At 40.5% G+C, this 16778-nt stretch carries 15 protein-coding genes and 5 tRNA genes; 8 read left to right on the top strand and 12 right to left on the bottom strand.

Annotation, left to right across the window (positions count from 1 at the left end):
- Window positions 1–14 precede the first annotated feature (14 nt).
- Window positions 15–293 (bottom strand): hypothetical protein, encoded by a 279-nt coding sequence (locus N774_RS0104005; RefSeq protein ID WP_037280123.1) that lies wholly within the window; start codon window positions 291–293, stop codon window positions 15–17.
- Between the two features lie 1150 nt (window positions 294–1443).
- Between N774_RS0104005 and N774_RS0104010 the strand changes: the two genes are divergently transcribed.
- On the top strand, window positions 1444–2916 hold the full coding sequence (locus N774_RS0104010) for an EAL domain-containing protein (protein ID WP_196231521.1): 1473 nt from the start codon (window positions 1444–1446) through the stop codon (window positions 2914–2916).
- A 487-nt stretch (window positions 2917–3403) separates the two neighbouring features.
- Here N774_RS0104010 and N774_RS0104015 read toward each other — a convergent pair.
- From N774_RS0104015 to N774_RS0104050, 7 genes are all read right to left on the bottom strand, one after another.
- A tRNA-Ser gene (locus N774_RS0104015) sits at window positions 3404–3498 on the bottom strand.
- Window positions 3499–3500: 2 nt separating this feature from the next.
- A tRNA-Glu gene (locus tag N774_RS0104020) sits at window positions 3501–3577 on the bottom strand.
- A gap of 4 nt (window positions 3578–3581) precedes the next feature.
- A tRNA-Tyr gene (locus tag N774_RS0104025) sits at window positions 3582–3667 on the bottom strand.
- A 3-nt stretch (window positions 3668–3670) separates the two neighbouring features.
- Window positions 3671–3744 (bottom strand) — tRNA-His (locus tag N774_RS0104030).
- A gap of 1 nt (window position 3745) precedes the next feature.
- Window positions 3746–3822, bottom strand: a tRNA-Glu gene (locus N774_RS0104035).
- 12 nt (window positions 3823–3834) lie between these two features.
- Window positions 3835–4059, bottom strand: a complete 225-nt coding sequence (locus N774_RS0104040; RefSeq protein ID WP_024860008.1) for a helix-turn-helix domain-containing protein — start codon at window positions 4057–4059, stop codon at window positions 3835–3837.
- 399 nt (window positions 4060–4458) lie between these two features.
- Window positions 4459–4647, bottom strand: coding sequence for a hypothetical protein (locus N774_RS0104050; RefSeq protein ID WP_024860009.1), 189 nt, complete (start codon window positions 4645–4647; stop codon window positions 4459–4461).
- Window positions 4648–4779: 132 nt separating this feature from the next.
- On the opposite strand from N774_RS0104050, the gene N774_RS0104055 reads away from it, so the two are divergent.
- From N774_RS0104055 to N774_RS0104080, 5 genes are all read left to right on the top strand, one after another.
- Window positions 4780–5292 (top strand): AAA family ATPase, encoded by a 513-nt coding sequence (locus N774_RS0104055; RefSeq protein ID WP_024860010.1) that lies wholly within the window; start codon window positions 4780–4782, stop codon window positions 5290–5292.
- A complete protein-coding gene (locus N774_RS0104060; protein WP_024860011.1) occupies window positions 5289–5924 on the top strand; it encodes a hypothetical protein in 636 nt (211 codons plus the stop codon). The genes N774_RS0104055 and N774_RS0104060 overlap by 4 nt, the downstream gene beginning before the upstream one ends.
- Window positions 5925–6391: 467 nt before the next feature.
- A complete protein-coding gene (locus tag N774_RS0104070) occupies window positions 6392–7117 on the top strand; it encodes an AAA family ATPase (RefSeq protein WP_024860013.1) in 726 nt (241 codons plus the stop codon).
- Between the two features lie 58 nt (window positions 7118–7175).
- Window positions 7176–7634 carry an SMI1/KNR4 family protein gene (locus N774_RS0104075; protein ID WP_024860014.1) on the top strand — a complete coding sequence of 153 codons (459 nt, stop codon included), beginning with the start codon at window positions 7176–7178 and terminating at the stop codon, window positions 7632–7634.
- Window positions 7635–7760: 126 nt separating this feature from the next.
- A complete protein-coding gene (locus N774_RS0104080; protein ID WP_024860015.1) occupies window positions 7761–8630 on the top strand; it encodes an AraC family transcriptional regulator in 870 nt (289 codons plus the stop codon).
- A 62-nt stretch (window positions 8631–8692) separates the two neighbouring features.
- On the opposite strand, the gene N774_RS0104085 is transcribed toward N774_RS0104080, so the two are convergent.
- On the bottom strand, window positions 8693–9166 hold the full coding sequence (locus N774_RS0104085) for a GNAT family N-acetyltransferase (RefSeq protein WP_024860016.1): 474 nt from the start codon (window positions 9164–9166) through the stop codon (window positions 8693–8695).
- Between the two features lie 193 nt (window positions 9167–9359).
- Between N774_RS0104085 and N774_RS0104090 the strand changes: the two genes are divergently transcribed.
- Both N774_RS0104090 and N774_RS0104095 read left to right on the top strand, forming a co-directional pair.
- Window positions 9360–9980, top strand: a complete 621-nt coding sequence (locus N774_RS0104090) for an MBL fold metallo-hydrolase (RefSeq protein WP_024860017.1) — start codon at window positions 9360–9362, stop codon at window positions 9978–9980.
- Between the two features lie 52 nt (window positions 9981–10032).
- Window positions 10033–10452 carry a pyridoxamine 5'-phosphate oxidase family protein gene (locus N774_RS0104095; RefSeq protein ID WP_024860018.1) on the top strand — a complete coding sequence of 140 codons (420 nt, stop codon included), beginning with the start codon at window positions 10033–10035 and terminating at the stop codon, window positions 10450–10452.
- Window positions 10453–10773: 321 nt separating this feature from the next.
- Here N774_RS0104095 and N774_RS0104100 read toward each other — a convergent pair whose 3' ends face one another.
- The 3 genes from N774_RS0104100 to N774_RS0104110 all read right to left on the bottom strand — a co-directional run bounded on the left by N774_RS0104100 (window position 10774) and on the right by N774_RS0104110 (window position 16511).
- The gene (locus N774_RS0104100; RefSeq protein ID WP_155250330.1) at window positions 10774–12021 is read right to left on the bottom strand and encodes an IS4 family transposase; all 1248 of its coding nucleotides are present in this window, start codon (window positions 12019–12021) and stop codon (window positions 10774–10776) included.
- A 747-nt stretch (window positions 12022–12768) separates the two neighbouring features.
- Window positions 12769–13950 (bottom strand): hypothetical protein, encoded by a 1182-nt coding sequence (locus tag N774_RS0104105; protein WP_024860019.1) that lies wholly within the window; start codon window positions 13948–13950, stop codon window positions 12769–12771.
- Window positions 13951–14516: 566 nt separating this feature from the next.
- Window positions 14517–16511 (bottom strand): calcium-binding protein, encoded by a 1995-nt coding sequence (locus N774_RS0104110; RefSeq protein ID WP_207640545.1) that lies wholly within the window; start codon window positions 16509–16511, stop codon window positions 14517–14519.
- Window positions 16512–16778: the final 267 nt, after the last annotated feature.

A 16778-nucleotide genomic window follows, 5' to 3' on the forward strand; every position in this document is an offset into this window, starting at 1 on the left:
GTATATCATATATTTCATTCTTTGTCTAGATGTTTTTTGTATTTTGAAAATACATCATACAGCTCCTCTTCAGCAGCTTTTATAACACACTCATCCGTTTTGTCAGGAGAAAGATTTTCAATAATAAAATGACTCTTCCCTATCGCAACCGTCTTTTGCGCTGAATGATAACCTGCTTTACTGAACTCATTCATGTGCTTCACCTCCAAATATATTCTATCGGTCATTGCTTGTCTAAATACTGCAAAAGCATTTTCAGTAAGCTTTTGTTCAATTTTATATTTAGAATCCAACAACTAATGATTAGCTTTTCAGCAAAAAGCTTTTCCTTTAATTACTAATCACTACATATATTAAAGGTTTTCATAAAATAGCCCTAAAAACGAAACCTCTTCTATATTAATTAAGGCAAATTTATTAACTGACACATAGAAAAAAATACAGATTTGATCTGCAATAACAGTTGACACATGATAAGAATTATGATATATAAGAACAACAGCTTCCTCACGGGAGCTGTTTATTTTCATAGCTTTGTACTACCTATAATTTTCGTGTGATTTTTAACTGTAAATTGGTCACACGCGACTGAGAAATTGCAGTTAAAACTGCTTTCTGTAGGTAACAAAAAAGCCTGTATCCCGGAATCTTTCTCGAAATACAGGCTTTTTTAAAGAACGATCAGAGAGAAATTCGGATATTTGTTATGCATTGTTTTTGACCGTTTTTAGCCGTTCCATTTCCATTATTGATATATTAATTGTCTACGCTCCAATTACATAATTAAATGTTTGGTTTATATAGTAATCCTAAGCTTTGAACTTGACTAAATCAATTCAAAACTTTACATTTTATCTATTGAATAATTCGAACTTATCTTATATAATTAAAGTAAATAGGTAGCTGTTCACTCACACATAGATATTCGGAAAATATTAGTACAAAAAGCTTGTTGTTATGCCGTTTCGCATTTTATCAAAGGGGATGATAAACATGACGAGCACGATCTATAATAATTCTTACGATATTGCTGCTGTTATGCTTTGCGTATGCTGTATATTTTACTTCATAATGTCCAAACGTATACGTCACTTGAAGCACATGCTGTATGCAGCCCTCTGTGCTTGTGTTCTTTCCGGCGGTCTCAGCAATATTTCGGCAGGTTATTTTGCTGAATCAAAAATCAATCTGGCGGCAAACATATCTATCAGTTTATACTTTCTTGTCAATGTGCTGACAATGTATGTATTCGGATTGTATGTCCAATGTATAAGCGGACATCTTATAAACCGACGTAAAAAGTTTTATGTGCTGTACAGCATTCCTGCAGCAATTGCATTTTTCCTGATAGCATCCAACTTTTTCTTACATTTCTTGTTCTATTACGATGCTGACTGCAATTATATCCGAAAAGAATTATTCCTTATTTTTCATGCTCTTGTAATGATCTATCTCGGATATACGATCTATGTACTTCTCAGGAATGCTGCGTTCATACAAAAGCAAAAGATCCTTTATCTGTTCTCAGGATTTGGGTTCGTTATTACAGGCATAGTCATACAGATACTGTTCCGCCAGTTGCAGATACAGCTTTTTACAGAAGCAGTCATGCTCTCATTGATGACGATAGTATTTGAAAATGCCAGCTTAGAAGTCGATAATGACCTGAATATATATAAACGTAAAGTGTTCCTTGAATTTTATAAAACGGCCTGCGATATGAAGAGTAAAATGACACTTATCGCAGTTTCACTTGTAAATACAGAACAGCTACTCAGCACTCTTTCTTCCGAAGAAAAGACTGTCGCATTCCGCACTGTCTGCGAAAAGATTTCAAAAATGGTTGGACAAAACAATGTTTATGCCTATACTACGGAAAAATATGCGATCATGCTGGACAGGAACAAAATAGAAAACTATAATATTGCCGAAAACGATTACCTTATAGCACTGGAAGCAATGTTTAATCAGAGTTGGACGATTGGGAATAAGAAAATCTATTTAAATGCACTTGTGACTGTGCTCCATCTCCCTGAAGATACGGAGAATGTTACTCTTGATTCCGCATTTCACAGAGGCAGAGATCTTAACTTTATCGATTCAAATATGATCCTGCGCAATAACAAGGATGTAGATATTATCCGCAAGCGCACAAGAATGCTCAACGCTGTACGTCGAGCCTGTGAAAACAGGTCATTCCTTGTGTACTATCAGCCGATATGGTCAGTAGATTCACAGTCGTTTGTTTCTGCTGAGGCACTTGTCAGAATGGATGATGACGAGCTTGGATTTATCCCTCCAGATGAGTTTATCAGCGCAGCAGAAGAATATGGTCTGATTTCAAATCTTGGCGAGATCGTACTTGAAAAGGTCTGTGAGTTCTATGCAAACCATCACCCCGAACAGTATGGCATCGAGTGGATTGAACTGAATGTTTCGCCTTATCAGCTCGGAGATGCGAATATTGTACAGAAATTTGCCGGATTACTACATAAATATAATGTCCCTGTCTCTTTCATCAATCTGGAGCTGACAGAAACAGTGGATGTATTCCGTAATAGCATATTTAATGATACGCTGAAACAGCTGAAAGATTTTGGCTTTACATTTTCCATGGATGATTATGGTACTGGTTATTCTAATTTAGCTAACCTTATGTCCAATAACTACAAGACTGTGAAGATAGACAAGTCATTGCTCTGGAAGGCAACTGACAAGGCTGGCATGGATTTTCTGATGATCACGGTCAATCAGCTCAAATCCATTAAGCTCCAAGTGCTTCAGGAGGGCGTTGAGACTAAGGAACAACTGGATATTATTACGTCCTTCGGCGGTAATCTGATACAAGGCTACTACTTCTCAAAGCCGCTCTCTGACATTGAGTTTATTGCCTATTGTAAGAGATTTGTAGGATGATCATCCAAGGAATTCTAATATCATATAATGACTATTCAGTGAAATCAAGCCATTTCAGGAATTTGATTAAACATCTCAATTATACTGAAATCTCGGTGATTTCGGATTGTGGTCCCGAAGACCGTGGGTTCGAATCCCATCTCCCACCCTCATGAAATAGGCACTTTCGAGAAATCGGAAGTGCTTTTTTCGGTATTTTCCTACACTTTTCCTACACTTTTTGACGATACTTGCAAAATCAACTGCATATCAATTTCATATAAAAAGAAATATAAAGTTCTATCTTTCATCGGGCTGATAACTCTACTGCCACAAGATTAATGTTAAAACGTAAAACTATAAGTCCCCGCACTCGCGGGGACTTTCTGTATCATTTTCATAAGCTTTGATCTATCACGGAAAGGACGAACAGCTCCCTTACGGGAGCTGATTCTTTTCTTATGCAAAAAAGCTCCGCCTGACCAATTATCAGACGGAGCATTCTTTTTGGCGGTCGTACTGAGACTTGAACTCAGACATCGGAATATTCCGATTACTCACAGTTTAGCAAACTGCTGCCTTACCAGTTAGGCTTATGCGACCATTGGTGACGGATGTGGGATTCGAACCCGACATTTAGAGATTGAGAGCCTCTCGTCCTGACCTGTTAGACGAATCCGCCATATTGGTGGGCAAGGTAGGAGTCGAACCTACGGTGTATCAAAGTCACGGATTTACAGTCCGCTGCAATCGCCACTATGCATACTTGCCCATGTGGGGTAATCGAAGAGAATCGAACTCTTATTCTCAGAGCCACAATCTGATGTCCTTCCATTAGACGACGACTACCTGGTGACGGATAGGGGGATCGAACCCACTATTTAGAGATTGAAAGCCTCTTGTCCTGACCTATTAGACGAATCCGCCATATTTCGTCACTCATATTCGAGTGACGATTATTATTTTATCTATCGGAATATCAAACATATCTGCCAGTATTATCAGATTGTCGATAGTAGGCACAGCGTCACCGCGCATCCACTTGAATATAGCCTGCGGAGTATTGAAACCGCATCTTGCCTGTACATCGGATATCTTGAAGCCTTTGGATTTGATGATATTCTTTATGTTATTACCTGTTGCTTTCACATCGATTATAGGCATCGTGAGCAACTCCTTTCTCTATATTATGATAAAACAAAAACACCGCCTGCTTACATACAGACGGTGTTTATCATTTGTATGGATCACAACACAAAGAAAGTGTTCTCCGAAATGACTATCCACTACGTTTATCTGTATGCAGCACAAATAGAGCCTCTTCACTCTCGTGATAGAAACTTTCTTCATAGTGTTCGCTATACAGATAGATCATAGTAAACTGTTTCATTTCGGGTAGCTCCTTTCGTAATTATTCTTGTTACAGAGGTCTTTTTCGACCGTTCCTGTTCTGACTTTATCTGTATTATATCATAGCTTTTTGCAAAAATCAAGTAAACCACAGGTATATTATTTCTGTGCTCAGAAAAATCACAATTAAAAATTGTTCATTTTGCAATGTAATTATATTCCCCTGAAGTATTCTTCAAGACAATTTTGTGTCTGACATTTTACCGTATAGGAACTGCCATTTTCAACGAATTCAAGTTTTGTCTTGCAAATTGGACATGTAACATTTGACGATCCTTTTTTATGCAATTCTTTAAGGAAAAGATCTATCGCTTCTAATTTAGTTTTTGTCAGATTATCCATGTTAATCACTCCTTGCGATATTTATAATTTGAGTATATCACACCTTAGCCGCTTTGTCCACTATTCTGATTGAAAAAGCTCTCCTAATATGGTATAATAATGAAAAACATCGGAAAGGAGCTGCGGCTGTCTATGATAATACTGATAACAGGCGCTTCACACACGGGGAAGACACTTCTCGCACAGAAACTGCTCGAAAAATACAAGTACCCTTACCTGTCTATCGACCAACTGAAAATGGGGCTGATAAGAAGCGGTCAAACCGAGCTGACTCCTTATGATGACGATAAACTGACAGCATATCTCTGGGACATTCTGAAAGAGATGATAAAGACTGCCATTGAGAACGATCAAAACCTCATTGTCGAGGGCTGTTATATCCCCTTTGACTGGAAGAACAGCTTTGACGCCGACTACCTGGCGCAGATAAAATACATCTGCCTTATAATGAGTGAAAAGTACATAAACAGCCATTTCAGCGATATTGTTAACTTCGGGAACGTTATCGAGAAAAGGCTCTCCAACGCCCCCAATATGGATGAAATAATACAGGACAATCAGGAATATCTCCGCGGCTGTCTCAGGTACGGACTTGATTATTTCCTGATAGATGATGAGTACGACTTGGAAAGGTACTGCATATGAGCAACCCATGGGAAGAAATAAGTCTTGACGACTACGAAAAACACATGAGCCTTGACTCCGTACGGCAGCTTCAGGCGATGAACGCCATAATGAAGGAGCAGTTTGCGGCGTATCCTGTCGATACAGCAACGGTGCTCGGTATCGCAGGCGGAAATGGTCTTGAACACGTCAGTCCCGATAAGTTCCGCAAGGTCTACGGCGTGGACATAAATGCGGACTATCTTCGTGCAGTTGCTCAGCGATATACTGAGCTTTCGGGCGTACTGGATTGCCTGCAACTTGACCTTATAAACGAGGCGGAAAAGCTCCCGAAGTCACAGCTCCTGATAGCAAACCTGCTTATCGAGTACATCGGCTACGGAGCGTTTCAGCGAGCCGTTTTGCAGACCGCTCCCGAATATGTGTCCTGCGTGATACAGATAAACACAGACGCGGAACTGTGGGTGTCGGAGTCACCGTATCTCCACGCTTTCGACAGGCTGGACGAGATTCACCACCAAATGGAAGAAGCGGCACTGACGGCTGCCATAAACGAGACAGGCTACTCGCTGATTTTGCAGGAGTCCTGTCCACTGCCAAACGGTAAGGCGTTGGTGAGGTTGGATTACAGGAAAACCGAGGTGATACAATGAGATATGTCAAAGTCACAGATGATAAAGAACGAAAAAGAATCTTAGAACAACTCGGAGCGCAAAGTAACAAAAGAAGATGTAGTCTTTGGGGTATCTTGTACACTGATGAACTGACTATATATGTTCTGAATACACCGGGACCACATTGGATGTTTTGTTTGATTGCAGATTATAATGATCACAGATATTGTCTGCGTGGAGGATGTATCTACTCTCGTATAATATGGAATATAGACATAATAGAAACTGTAATCACCGACTCTGACGAGATCAAGAAAATGATATCTCTTGTTTTAGAGTCAGCACGTCATATCAGGATATATGATAATTCAGAATTAGGAATGATAAGCCGTAACTACGAAAAATTGATCATTCAGAATCTAGAAGAAACTATTCATGGGATACATCTGTACTGATCATGATGATAAAACATAGTAATAAATGTTTAAGAAAAACGAGGTGCAGCAATGCTTGAACCCAACGAATTATATCTCACAGGACTGAAAATAAAATGGGACAAGATAGGGCGCGATAGCTATCTCCGAAAAATATCCGCTATCAAATCTCTTGACGAGCTGACCATCAAATCGCCTGTGACCTTTTTTGTAGGCGAAAACGGCAGCGGAAAGTCCACTCTTTTAGAGGCTATCGCTGTCGCTTATGGCTTCAATCCCGAGGGCGGTACGCTGAATTACAGCTTCTCCACCTACGACTCTCATTCCGAGCTTCACGACGCTGTCAGGCTGATAAGGAGCTTCAACAAAGCCAAGTGGGGATATTTTCTCAGAGCGGAGAGCTTTTACAATGTGGCGACTGCCGAGGAAGAGTATTCTAAAATACAAGGTATACCTCAGCACTACCATGAAAAGTCCCACGGCGAGAGCTTCCTTTCGGTCATACAAAAGAACTTCGATCAGAACGGTCTATATATCCTCGATGAGCCCGAAGCTGCTCTGTCTCCACAGAGACAGCTGACACTGCTGCTTGAAATATCCAAATGTGTGAAGAACGATTCGCAGTTCATCATAGTTACACATTCGCCCATACTGCTCGGCTATCCGAACGCAGATATTCTCAGCTTTGACGATGAAAGAATTCAGTCCATAAGCTATGAGGATACGCAGAGCTACCAGATAACAAAGATGTTCATCAATGACCGCAGGCAGATATTGCGGCACTTATTTGAAGAATAAACCACCTGACACAACAAGCCACCTGTGAGGTCGTATTTTCAAAAGAAAGGATGATTTTATGTACATACCAGAAATACCGAATAATAGCTTATCTGACGAAATCAATGAAATAGTTTATATTGCAAAGAAAACTGAACATAAAATGTTTTTTGAATTTAATCAGCCTGCAACTGATGACGAACTATTAGATTTAGAAAAATACTTCAACACTACTTTTCCGGAATCATACAAAGACTTTATGCGTTTTTCAAATGGCGCAGATATTGCAGATGAATACATTGTTTTCTTTAATATTTCAGAAGTAAAGTCACTTCAAATTTCTACATTCCCTGATGATTATATTATCATAGGTAAAATAATAGGTGATGGCGAAGTATTATGCATCTCAAAAAAAGATCAACAATTTATTCGATTATTTGAAGGTAAAGAACGGCGTTATATCGATTTAAAAGAATTTTTTAAGCGACCTATAAAAAAAATTCGTATTAATACTGAAGAAATAATAGGGGCATTTTAAATACTAAAATATTAATATATAAACGAGCACAAGAAAAAATCTGACACAAAAAGCCACAAAATATCAGGACACCGTGTCTTTCAAATGCTATAATAGAATTACACCAAGAAAAGGAAGTGAAAACAAATGAACTTAGCCACAGGTATTCAGAAAGCTATCGACTACATCGAGGAGCACATCACAGACGAGCTCGATCTCTCCGAGGTCGCAAGGCAGGCGGCGTGCTCACCGTACTATTTCCAGAAGATATTCGGCATACTTTGCGGTATCACCGTAGGCGAATATATCCGCAGCAGACGGCTCACACTTGCCGGCAGTGAGCTGATGAAGGCGGACGTCAAGGTCATCGACACGGCTCTGAAATACGGCTACGAGTCGCCCGAGAGCTTCACAAGAGCGTTTACGCGCTTCCACGGCGTAACCCCTACGGAGGCTAAGCGCGAGGGCGGCAGGCTCCGTTCATTTTCTCGTTTCAAGGTGCAGATCATTTTGAAAGGCGGTAATTCTATGAATTATAACATCGTTACTAAAGAGGCGTTTACAGTTCTCGAAAAGGTTGAGCAGCACACTGTTGTAGGCGAGCAAAATCTGAATTCTATCCCCAAATTCTGGGGCAGAGCCCACTCCGACGGCACTATTGACACATTACTCAGATATGCCTCGGACAAGACGTTTATCTACGGTACCTGCTACGGCAACGGTCACACAAACTCCGAGACATTTGACTATGGTATCGCCGTGGAGTGCGCTCCCGATACGGTGGCTCCAGAGGGCTTCCGTGTGAACACTATCCCTGCAAGAAAGTGGGTAGTTGCCGAGTGTACAGGCGCAATGCCCGACGCTATACAGCAGCTCTGGCACGAGCTCTGTTCGGAGTTCTTCCCCACCTCGGACTATACTCCCACCTACGAAATGGACATCGAGGCTTATCCCGACGGCGATATGACTTCGCCTGACTACAAGAGCCAGATATGGATACCCATTGTGAGTGAGTAAAAAAACATACCCATACGGTTTTGCCCCTGAACGTTTCAATAAACGCTCAGGGGCATTGTGTTTTATTCTGCTGTTAATATCTGCTTTTCCAGAACGAACCGAGCAAGCTCAACATTACCGTCTGTTTCAGTGGATACTATATGAAATCCGCATTTTTCAGTGTAGAACTTAACATTCTCTTTCTTATCCACAGGGGTTACTAAAGTTATCTTCTCCCAATCCTCATAAAGAGCCTTTACAAACTGAACTGCTTGTGTACCTATTCCTTTGTCCTGATACTCAGGAACAATGCACAGGCAAGTGATCTCATACACTCTCTTTTCCTGCATTTTACAAGAAACACATCCAACAGGTTTATTATCGCATAGTATGATATATTTCGGATTATCTCTTATTGAAGCTTCCATCATTTCTATCGTTTTACCATAACCGGGACACTTGCCAAATCTCCTGTAATCACTGTAAAATGAAGCATTGTAGATATTTATCAGCATTTCTGCATCTTCTGTTTCAGCTTTTCTGTATTCTATTGTCACAGTTTGTCAGCTCCTCAAACTACGATTGTATTAATAACAATTATAGCATAGCATCACTGCCATGTCAATAAAACGCAATTACTTAGACAGCGCAGAATTCCTGAGAGCACAGGTTTATATGAACATCAGGAAATCACTTGCTATTCACTATGAAATGTGCTATAATTTAAAAAAACGATAGGGAGGTCACACCATGCTTGATTTCATAACCATAAACGAACACAGCAGTATCCGCATTGAAGATGGAAAGATCATATACTCCGATCCGTATAACATCAAGAACTCTGCTCACGACGCTGACATTATCCTCATCACACACAGCCACTTCGACCACTACTCCCCTGATGATATACGCAAGGTGACGAAGTCAGACACTGTTATCGTCTGTCCGTCCTCCATGATCGAGCCGCAGGAGCTTGGTCTGACCGTGAAGCAGGTCACCGCAGGCGAGAAGCTTGAAGTCCTCGGTGTGAGATTTGAGGCTGTCCCTGCGTACAACATCGGCAAGCCATTCCACCCTCAGTCCAGCGGCTGGCTGGGCTATATCATCGACAGTCCCGACCACGGACGCATTTACATCGCAGGGGATACGGATATTACTCCCGACAACAAGCAGGTGAAGTGCGACATTGCCCTCATTCCCGCGGGCGGCACGTTCACAACCGATGCGGTGCAGGCGGCGGAGCTTGCAAATACTATCCGTCCCAAGTACGCTATCCCGATACATTACGGAACAGTCGCAGGCTCACCCGATGACGGAGAGAAGTTCCGCAAGGCTGTTGACAATGGTATTGAGGTAGTTATAAAACTATGATTCAAGCTTATATCCTGAAAGGGATAACATAAATTCAGAAAGGATGATGAAAATGACAGCCAATGAGATTTTTGACCTTATCAACAAACACCCCGTATTCCACCTTGCTACTATGGACGGCGACCAGCCGCGAGTAAGAGGTATGCTCATGTTCCGCGCCGACGAGAACGGTTTTGTGTTCCACACAGCCTCCACGAAGGACGTTTTCAGCCAGATAATGGCTAACCCAAAGGCAGAGATGTGCTTCGCCTGCGGTGATGTTCAGATCAGAGTTACAGGAACACTTGAACTCAACGAGGATCCTACGCTCCGTGAGGAGATATTCAACCACCCGTCCAGAAAGTTTCTGCAAGCATGGAAGGACAACGGCATCGACAACCTTCTGAAGGTGTTCGTGATGAAGAACTGCACCGCCGTTACATGGACTATGGCAACTAATTTTGAGCCAAAGCAACCTATAAAGCTCTGCTAAGAATAAAAATATCGAGAACGGCTTGTGTAGCTGTTCTCGATTTTGCTATTTGTAATAATAACGGAAAGGTATCCTACGTTTTCTTGTTCTTTATTTGTTCAATTGACCAATACTTTGGGTTCAATATCTGATTATAAGCAATCTTAAAAGAGAACAACAGCTCCCGCGAGGGTAATGTCATTAAGCTAATCAAATACGAAAAAGAACAGGAGTATGTTTGGAATATGACCAGACATACTCCTGCTGTTACATTCGCAAAAAATGCATGACGAAAAGACAGATCCGAGATCTGCCTGAAAAAAGATTGACATAATCGAAGAATTATGATAGTCTGTAGTTGAAGGGAATAGCAGAATGATATCGAGTTTTCCTATCAGCAATACGATCAGGTCTGACAGGGCACTTGTTTCTTGCTATCAGCTCTTCCAAAAGAAAAGGATTTGCGTGTGCAGAGCGAAAGAATTTGATGCAGATATGTATAGCAAAAGCATAATTGATTTTATAGCGGTAATCATTATGCTTATCGTCATCTATGGTGATATTTTCGGTAATCAGCATAGATAAGTTATACATGATAAGACTTGCAAAGATTTCCTGTATCACGCAGTCCTTTTTCTTTGAATGGAAAGCAATAAGACCAACCTGGTACTTCAGTTCTCTGAATGAAGTCTCGATCCCCCAGCGCATTTTGTATATCATCTTTATATCTTCGGCAGAGAACTCATCATCACAGAGATTGGTAACAATGGTTTCATAGTTATCTTCAGATATCTTGAGCCTTATTATCCTGAATTTAAGAGGATATGTATCTTTCGATTCTTTCGGAAGGAAGTCGAAATTTGAAGAGTGCGGAAGATAACGATAAAGTTCAGGATTAGCCTTAACTTCATTAGTTTGTCTTCTTGTAATAATAATATTTGCAGCAAAATCAGCTTCCTCATTATGGGGAATGTTGAATTTATGAGCAATTCCACCGCTTGTCTTGATGCGCATCACATATTTCAAGCCGTTATTTTCAAGATGAGCGATCGTGTTGTAGGATTCATATCCTCTATCCGCAACGATAATGGACTCATGTCCGATATTTTCAAGCATACTTATGAGAGCAGAATGCTCATTTTCATTGCGACTGTCCTGTAATACAGCATCGATATATCTACGGTTCATAATGTCATACAAAGCATTCAGATGCATGAGGTTATAGCCTTTTACATCATTATTTGCACGATAAAAAGTATCCTTATCATCAGGATCAGTAGGAATATGTATATCAGAACCGTCCACAGCATAAAGCCTGTAGCCGTGAAAGAAATTGGTTTGAGAAAATGTTTCATTGAATTTATGGAACAGATACTGAAAAGCAGCAGGAAGTATTTTAGCTCTTCTCTGAACGATAGCAGACACAGATACCATTTTTGAATCATAATCATAGAATTCTACAAGCTCCTTGCCAAGTGTCTGGCTGCCCATTCCGAGAATGAATCTCAATGTTTTTGAGAAAGATAGCTCACTTTTACGAACAAAATCTCTCTTAGGATCAACTACGAAATCAGAGTTATTTTTCTCCATGTTGCTGATAAGAGTATTAAGCTTGTTTTTGACGATATTACAGTATTTTTGCACGGTAAAACCTCCAATCAGATGTGTATATCTGATTAGCTGCGCCGCACATTTTTGGCTTTTTGTCAATACCTTTTTGCAAAAATTTACATTATATACATAAAAAATAATCACAGGATCTTTGATTCCTGTGATTATTTTACTTTTCCTTAGCTTAATGACATTACCCGCGAGGGAGCTGCTTCTTTCGTATCGTTATACAACCTTTCAGTCGTGTGCATTCCGTGTGCATTTCATGTGCATTTCACCTGTTTTTTGTGCACACGGAACTGCAATTTTTCATTTGAAACTGTTTTGTGTAGGTAAAAGGAAAAGCCTGTATTTCGATGTTCTTCTCGAAATACAGGCTTCTTTAAAAGAGCGGACAGAGATGGATTCGAATATTTGTAATGGCCCGCTTTTGTCTATTTATAGCATTTTATATTTTTTGTGTGGAATAAATGAGTGGAATCGAATTATTCTTATTCAAAACTCTTTCTGATATATCTATTTCCTTTCAATTATTGAAATATTATTAGCACACATATAAGAAAACCGGCACTGAGGACAGTAGACCGGTTTACTCATATTAATGGCTTGATATAGCTTTTCTTAAAAAATAAAACGGATTCAAGTTTGAAGTGTATTGTTAATTGATATATTCAATTCTACCCATCAGGATATTCCAGATAAGCTTGCTTTGTTTTGTCGTTACACTTAACTATGGTTTTTGAAGATACTTTCCCAGTTAAATTCCCAGTCATTAATCTTTTCGTTGAAGACATATGTTTTGAATTGAATGTCGAAGCTGTTTTTTTGCCATATGATTTTACATAAATCGCTGAAAACATATGTGCTATATTCGCCTTCGCGTATCTCAGTATATTTTTGTTTGAAAGCATCACCATCAAATGCATATCCGTCATAGTATTCTCCGAGATAAGCATAAGAACCATCATTTTCTATCTCATAGAACACATACTGACAGGTATCGTCCATAAAATGATCTTCCGCTACAGTGATATATAGCTTGTAATTGCCATCGGGAGAATCATATTGATGGGCATAGTAATCAGGTGTGAATAATTCAAAATCAAATAATAAGCATATATCGTTTGTTGTTTCTCTAACCGTTTTGGGAACAGTTACCTGGAACAGAAGGATATTCTTTTTCTTTTTATATACCATAGGGTGAGATTTATACTGCTGATAAGTATAAAGACAGTAAATATTAGATTTTCTTATTATCTCCGGATCTATTCCATAATATTCGTTGATTTCCTCTCTTTCGACTATATCAAGGAATTTACCTTGCAGATAATCACATACGGGTGGTATGAAATGAACTCCCTCACCGTATTCCTGTTCAAGTGTACCGAATATAACGTCACTTCCTTTGAAAAAGTTATCATCATAGATATCAGTGTATTTCTGTATCTCATCATTATCTGTGCCGATATTTGCAAGGTAAGCTGTGAGCTCATCAGTTGAACTTATGAAAGCTGATTCTAATTCAGTCTTATCTGCTGTTTTAAGAATATCAACGCTGCTTACTTGTTTATAGGCTGTATCTGGTGCTATAACTGCTTTCCTTAACTCTACAAGGTCGAAAATGTCTGCGTTGCCGTCTAAATTGATGTCGAGATAATTTAATTCGTCAGCATAAACTATTGTATCTTTGTATCCTTCGGAACCGCGAAGAAACAGCATCATGGTTACCAGATCACCAACATTGAGTTCTTCATCGTTGTTTATATCGGCTAAATATCGTGTTTGCGAGATATTTAATACAGAATCATCTGAAGTATCAGGATAGAGCTTATCTTCGGCAGATACGCTGAAGGAGGAGAAGGAAATAAATGTCAGTAATGAAATGATTACGGAAAGGATTTTTTTCATATAAATTCCCCCTTAATATAAATCAGAAGGCGGATATACTTTTCCTTATACAATCATATCATAAAAAAAGCATGAAATCTATGTTATTATATTGATTTTCAGTGAAAGCTTTTTTAATAAATAAAAACTACTTCTCGAAAATTCGGGAAGTATAAGTTGCGACTCATCAGTTTACGCTAGCTTAATGACATTACCCTCACACGGGAGCTGCTTCTTTCGTATCGTTATACTACCTTTCAATCGTGTGCATTTCATGTGCATTTCGTGTGTATTTCACCTGTTTTTTCTGCACATGGAACTGCAAAAATGCATTTCAAACTGCTTTCTGTAAGTAACAGAAGAGCCTGTATTTCGATGTTCTTCTCGAAATACAGGCTTCTTTAAAAGAGCGGACAGAGATGGATTCGAATATTTGTAATGGCCCGCTTTTGTCTATTTATAGCATTTTATATTTTTTGTGTGGAATAATTAAGTGGAATATAATTATTCAGATTAAAAACAATTTCTGCTTTAGCTGTTCTATTTCAATTATTGAAGTATTAATAATCTCCACATGTTTATTCGCTTTAATCAAGACTGCTTATGATCTTAAGAAGAAATTTCTGTATTTTTAACGCGTCATTTCCTGTAATGCCTGCTGTTGATGTGTCAACATCTGCATTTATAGAACCCTGATCTGTAAGATGCCTGCTGTCGGTACCATTAATACCGTACTTGTTAGGATTTGCGAGAGCCTGCATGATAAGAACTGCATCTGCCATGTCAACTGCACCGTCGCAGTTTGCATCACCGTAAGTCAGCGCTGTAACTGGTGCTGTAGTCGTTGTAGTTGTGGCAGCGGGGTGTGTCGTGGATGTTGTTGTGGTTTCCACGGTAGCTGCTGTCGTCTTAGCGGTTGTCACTTTTGTAGTAGCAGTTGTTGCATTAGCCGTTGTCGTTTTTGTAGTAGCAGTTGTTGCATTAGCCGTTGTCACTTTTGTAGTAGCAGTTGTTGCATTAGCGGTCGTGACTTTTGTAGTAGCAGTTGTTGAATTAGTGGTCGTCACTTTTGTAGTAGCAGTTGTTGCATTAGTGGTCGTCACTTTTGTAGTAGCAGTTGTTGAATTAGTGGTCGTCACTTTTGTAGTAGCAGTCGTTGACTTGGTTGTTGTTGCATTGGCAGACAGATTGTCAATCGTCCAGACGGTTCCGTCTGCAAAGCGAATCTCCTTGATCGGGAAAAGATTTGAAACACCGGAAATGACATTACCTGTCATCGTAACAGACTCACCAGTCTTGTTGATATGGAGTGTAAAGCTGTATTTGTCGGAAGAGCGTTCGACGGTTACTTCATCCGGCAAAATGCCTTCGCCCAGCACAAGCACATTGTATCCGCCCTGTGGTTGTGAGGATCTGCCGTTACCCATATTAATCAGGTCATTTCCGTCGCCGAGCCCGTAGTAAATCGTGTCATCACCGTTTCCGCCACGGATGGTATCATCCCCTTTGCCGCCATAGATGCTGTCACTGCCGTCGCCGCCAATCAGAGTATCATTGCCGTCATACCCGTAAATCGTGGCATTAGCAATATAGTCTTTTCTAGACCGAGCGTCAACGTCTGCTCGGAATGTAAGTTCATCGTCTCCGTCCGTACCGTAGAGGAAGCAGGACTGCTCCAGCATACTCACGCGGTTCCATGTGGTACCGTCTGCAAAATGTATCTCTTCAATCGGGAAAACCGGAGAGCGAACGGAATAAATGTTGCCGGGCATGGAAATTGTCTCGCCGGTCTTTGTAATGGTAAGGACAAATTCATAGTAACCGTCAGCAAGCGAGACGTGTACATCCTTCGGCTCAATTCCCTCACCGAGCCAGAGCACATCGTAGCCATCAGCCGGCTGAAAACCCTTTCCATTTGTATCATCGATGATATCATTGCCATCACCTAGCTCATAGTAAATGATGTCATCGCCGGAACCGCTCTTAATGACATCGTCACCCTTGCCGCCCCAAATGAAATCATTACCGCTGCTCAACCTAATCGTATCATTGCCATCCATGCCATAAACATAGTTGTCGCCGCCTTTTCCATGAAACAGCCCGAAGCACGCATCAGTCAGCGTTATTGTATCGTCGCCGTCATAGCCAAGCATATAATTAGTTGCGTCATTTCCTGTTATCGTGTCATTGTCGCCCTTGCCCCACATATAGTTGGTTTCCGGGTAGCCGGTCAGGGTGTCCTGTTTTTCTGTGCCGACAAACAGATTCGTCTGGCAGCAGAGTGCCTCGTAATCCATTGTAGTATCGCCATATTTGATGTATTCAATACGCTTGCCCGGATCGGAGAACTCACTCTTGAGCATGATGTAAACCTCATGCACGGGATCATTCAGCAGAAGATCGCCGTCCAAACGGATAAACTCCAGATCATCCGGATTGACGTTATAATCAAGAGACAATGTATCAGCTTCTCCGGGGTATCCGCCGGGCTGCTCTGATACAATGCCGAATACCGGCTCTTTCTGATCCACAACGTGATAGGTATCATTGCCGATTCCGCGGTCATAAATCAGCCACGGCATGTCGTCCAACAAGCCACTGACGACATCCTTAAACTTCGCATACCCCGAATTTGTATCTTCATCAGCTGTCTCCTCGGTCTGCACTTTCGCCGGTGCAGCAGAATACGGAATATAAACTTCTTCATCACTGCCTCCCCAGAGGCCGCCCGAACTTAGCTCATAGTCCATGTATGCTAATTCATGGTTTTTCGCATTGGTAAGGAAGAGGGTTTCGCAAAGGTCACCGGTCAGTTTTTCTCTGATTTCCTCATTAATCGGCGCGTCTAA

The sequence above is a fragment of the Ruminococcus flavefaciens AE3010 genome (assembly GCF_000526795.1).
In the GTDB taxonomy this organism is placed as follows: Bacteria; Bacillota; Clostridia; order Oscillospirales; family Ruminococcaceae; genus Ruminococcus; species Ruminococcus flavefaciens_D.

What these genes read in the sequence shown, in the direction of transcription:
- N774_RS0104055 (WP_024860010.1), top strand. Translation starts at nt 4,780, where the DNA reads ATGATAATACTGATAACAGGCGCTTCACACACGGGGAAGACACTTCTC.
- N774_RS0104105 (WP_024860019.1), bottom strand. Translation starts at nt 13,950, where the DNA reads ATGAAAAAAATCCTTTCCGTAATCATTTCATTACTGACATTTATTTCC.
- N774_RS0104110 (WP_207640545.1), bottom strand. Translation starts at nt 16,511, where the DNA reads ATGCCGTGGCTGATTTATGACCGCGGAATCGGCAATGATACCTATCAC.
- N774_RS0104060 (WP_024860011.1), top strand. Translation starts at nt 5,289, where the DNA reads ATGAGCAACCCATGGGAAGAAATAAGTCTTGACGACTACGAAAAACAC.
- N774_RS0104010 (WP_196231521.1), top strand. Translation starts at nt 1,444, where the DNA reads ATGATCTATCTCGGATATACGATCTATGTACTTCTCAGGAATGCTGCG.
- N774_RS0104040 (WP_024860008.1), bottom strand. Translation starts at nt 4,059, where the DNA reads ATGCCTATAATCGATGTGAAAGCAACAGGTAATAACATAAAGAATATC.
- N774_RS0104090 (WP_024860017.1), top strand. Translation starts at nt 9,360, where the DNA reads ATGCTTGATTTCATAACCATAAACGAACACAGCAGTATCCGCATTGAA.
- N774_RS0104095 (WP_024860018.1), top strand. Translation starts at nt 10,033, where the DNA reads ATGACAGCCAATGAGATTTTTGACCTTATCAACAAACACCCCGTATTC.
- N774_RS0104080 (WP_024860015.1), top strand. Translation starts at nt 7,761, where the DNA reads ATGAACTTAGCCACAGGTATTCAGAAAGCTATCGACTACATCGAGGAG.
- N774_RS0104100 (WP_155250330.1), bottom strand. Translation starts at nt 12,021, where the DNA reads ATGGAGAAAAATAACTCTGATTTCGTAGTTGATCCTAAGAGAGATTTT.
- N774_RS0104070 (WP_024860013.1), top strand. Translation starts at nt 6,392, where the DNA reads ATGCTTGAACCCAACGAATTATATCTCACAGGACTGAAAATAAAATGG.
- N774_RS0104075 (WP_024860014.1), top strand. Translation starts at nt 7,176, where the DNA reads ATGTACATACCAGAAATACCGAATAATAGCTTATCTGACGAAATCAAT.
- N774_RS0104050 (WP_024860009.1), bottom strand. Translation starts at nt 4,647, where the DNA reads ATGGATAATCTGACAAAAACTAAATTAGAAGCGATAGATCTTTTCCTT.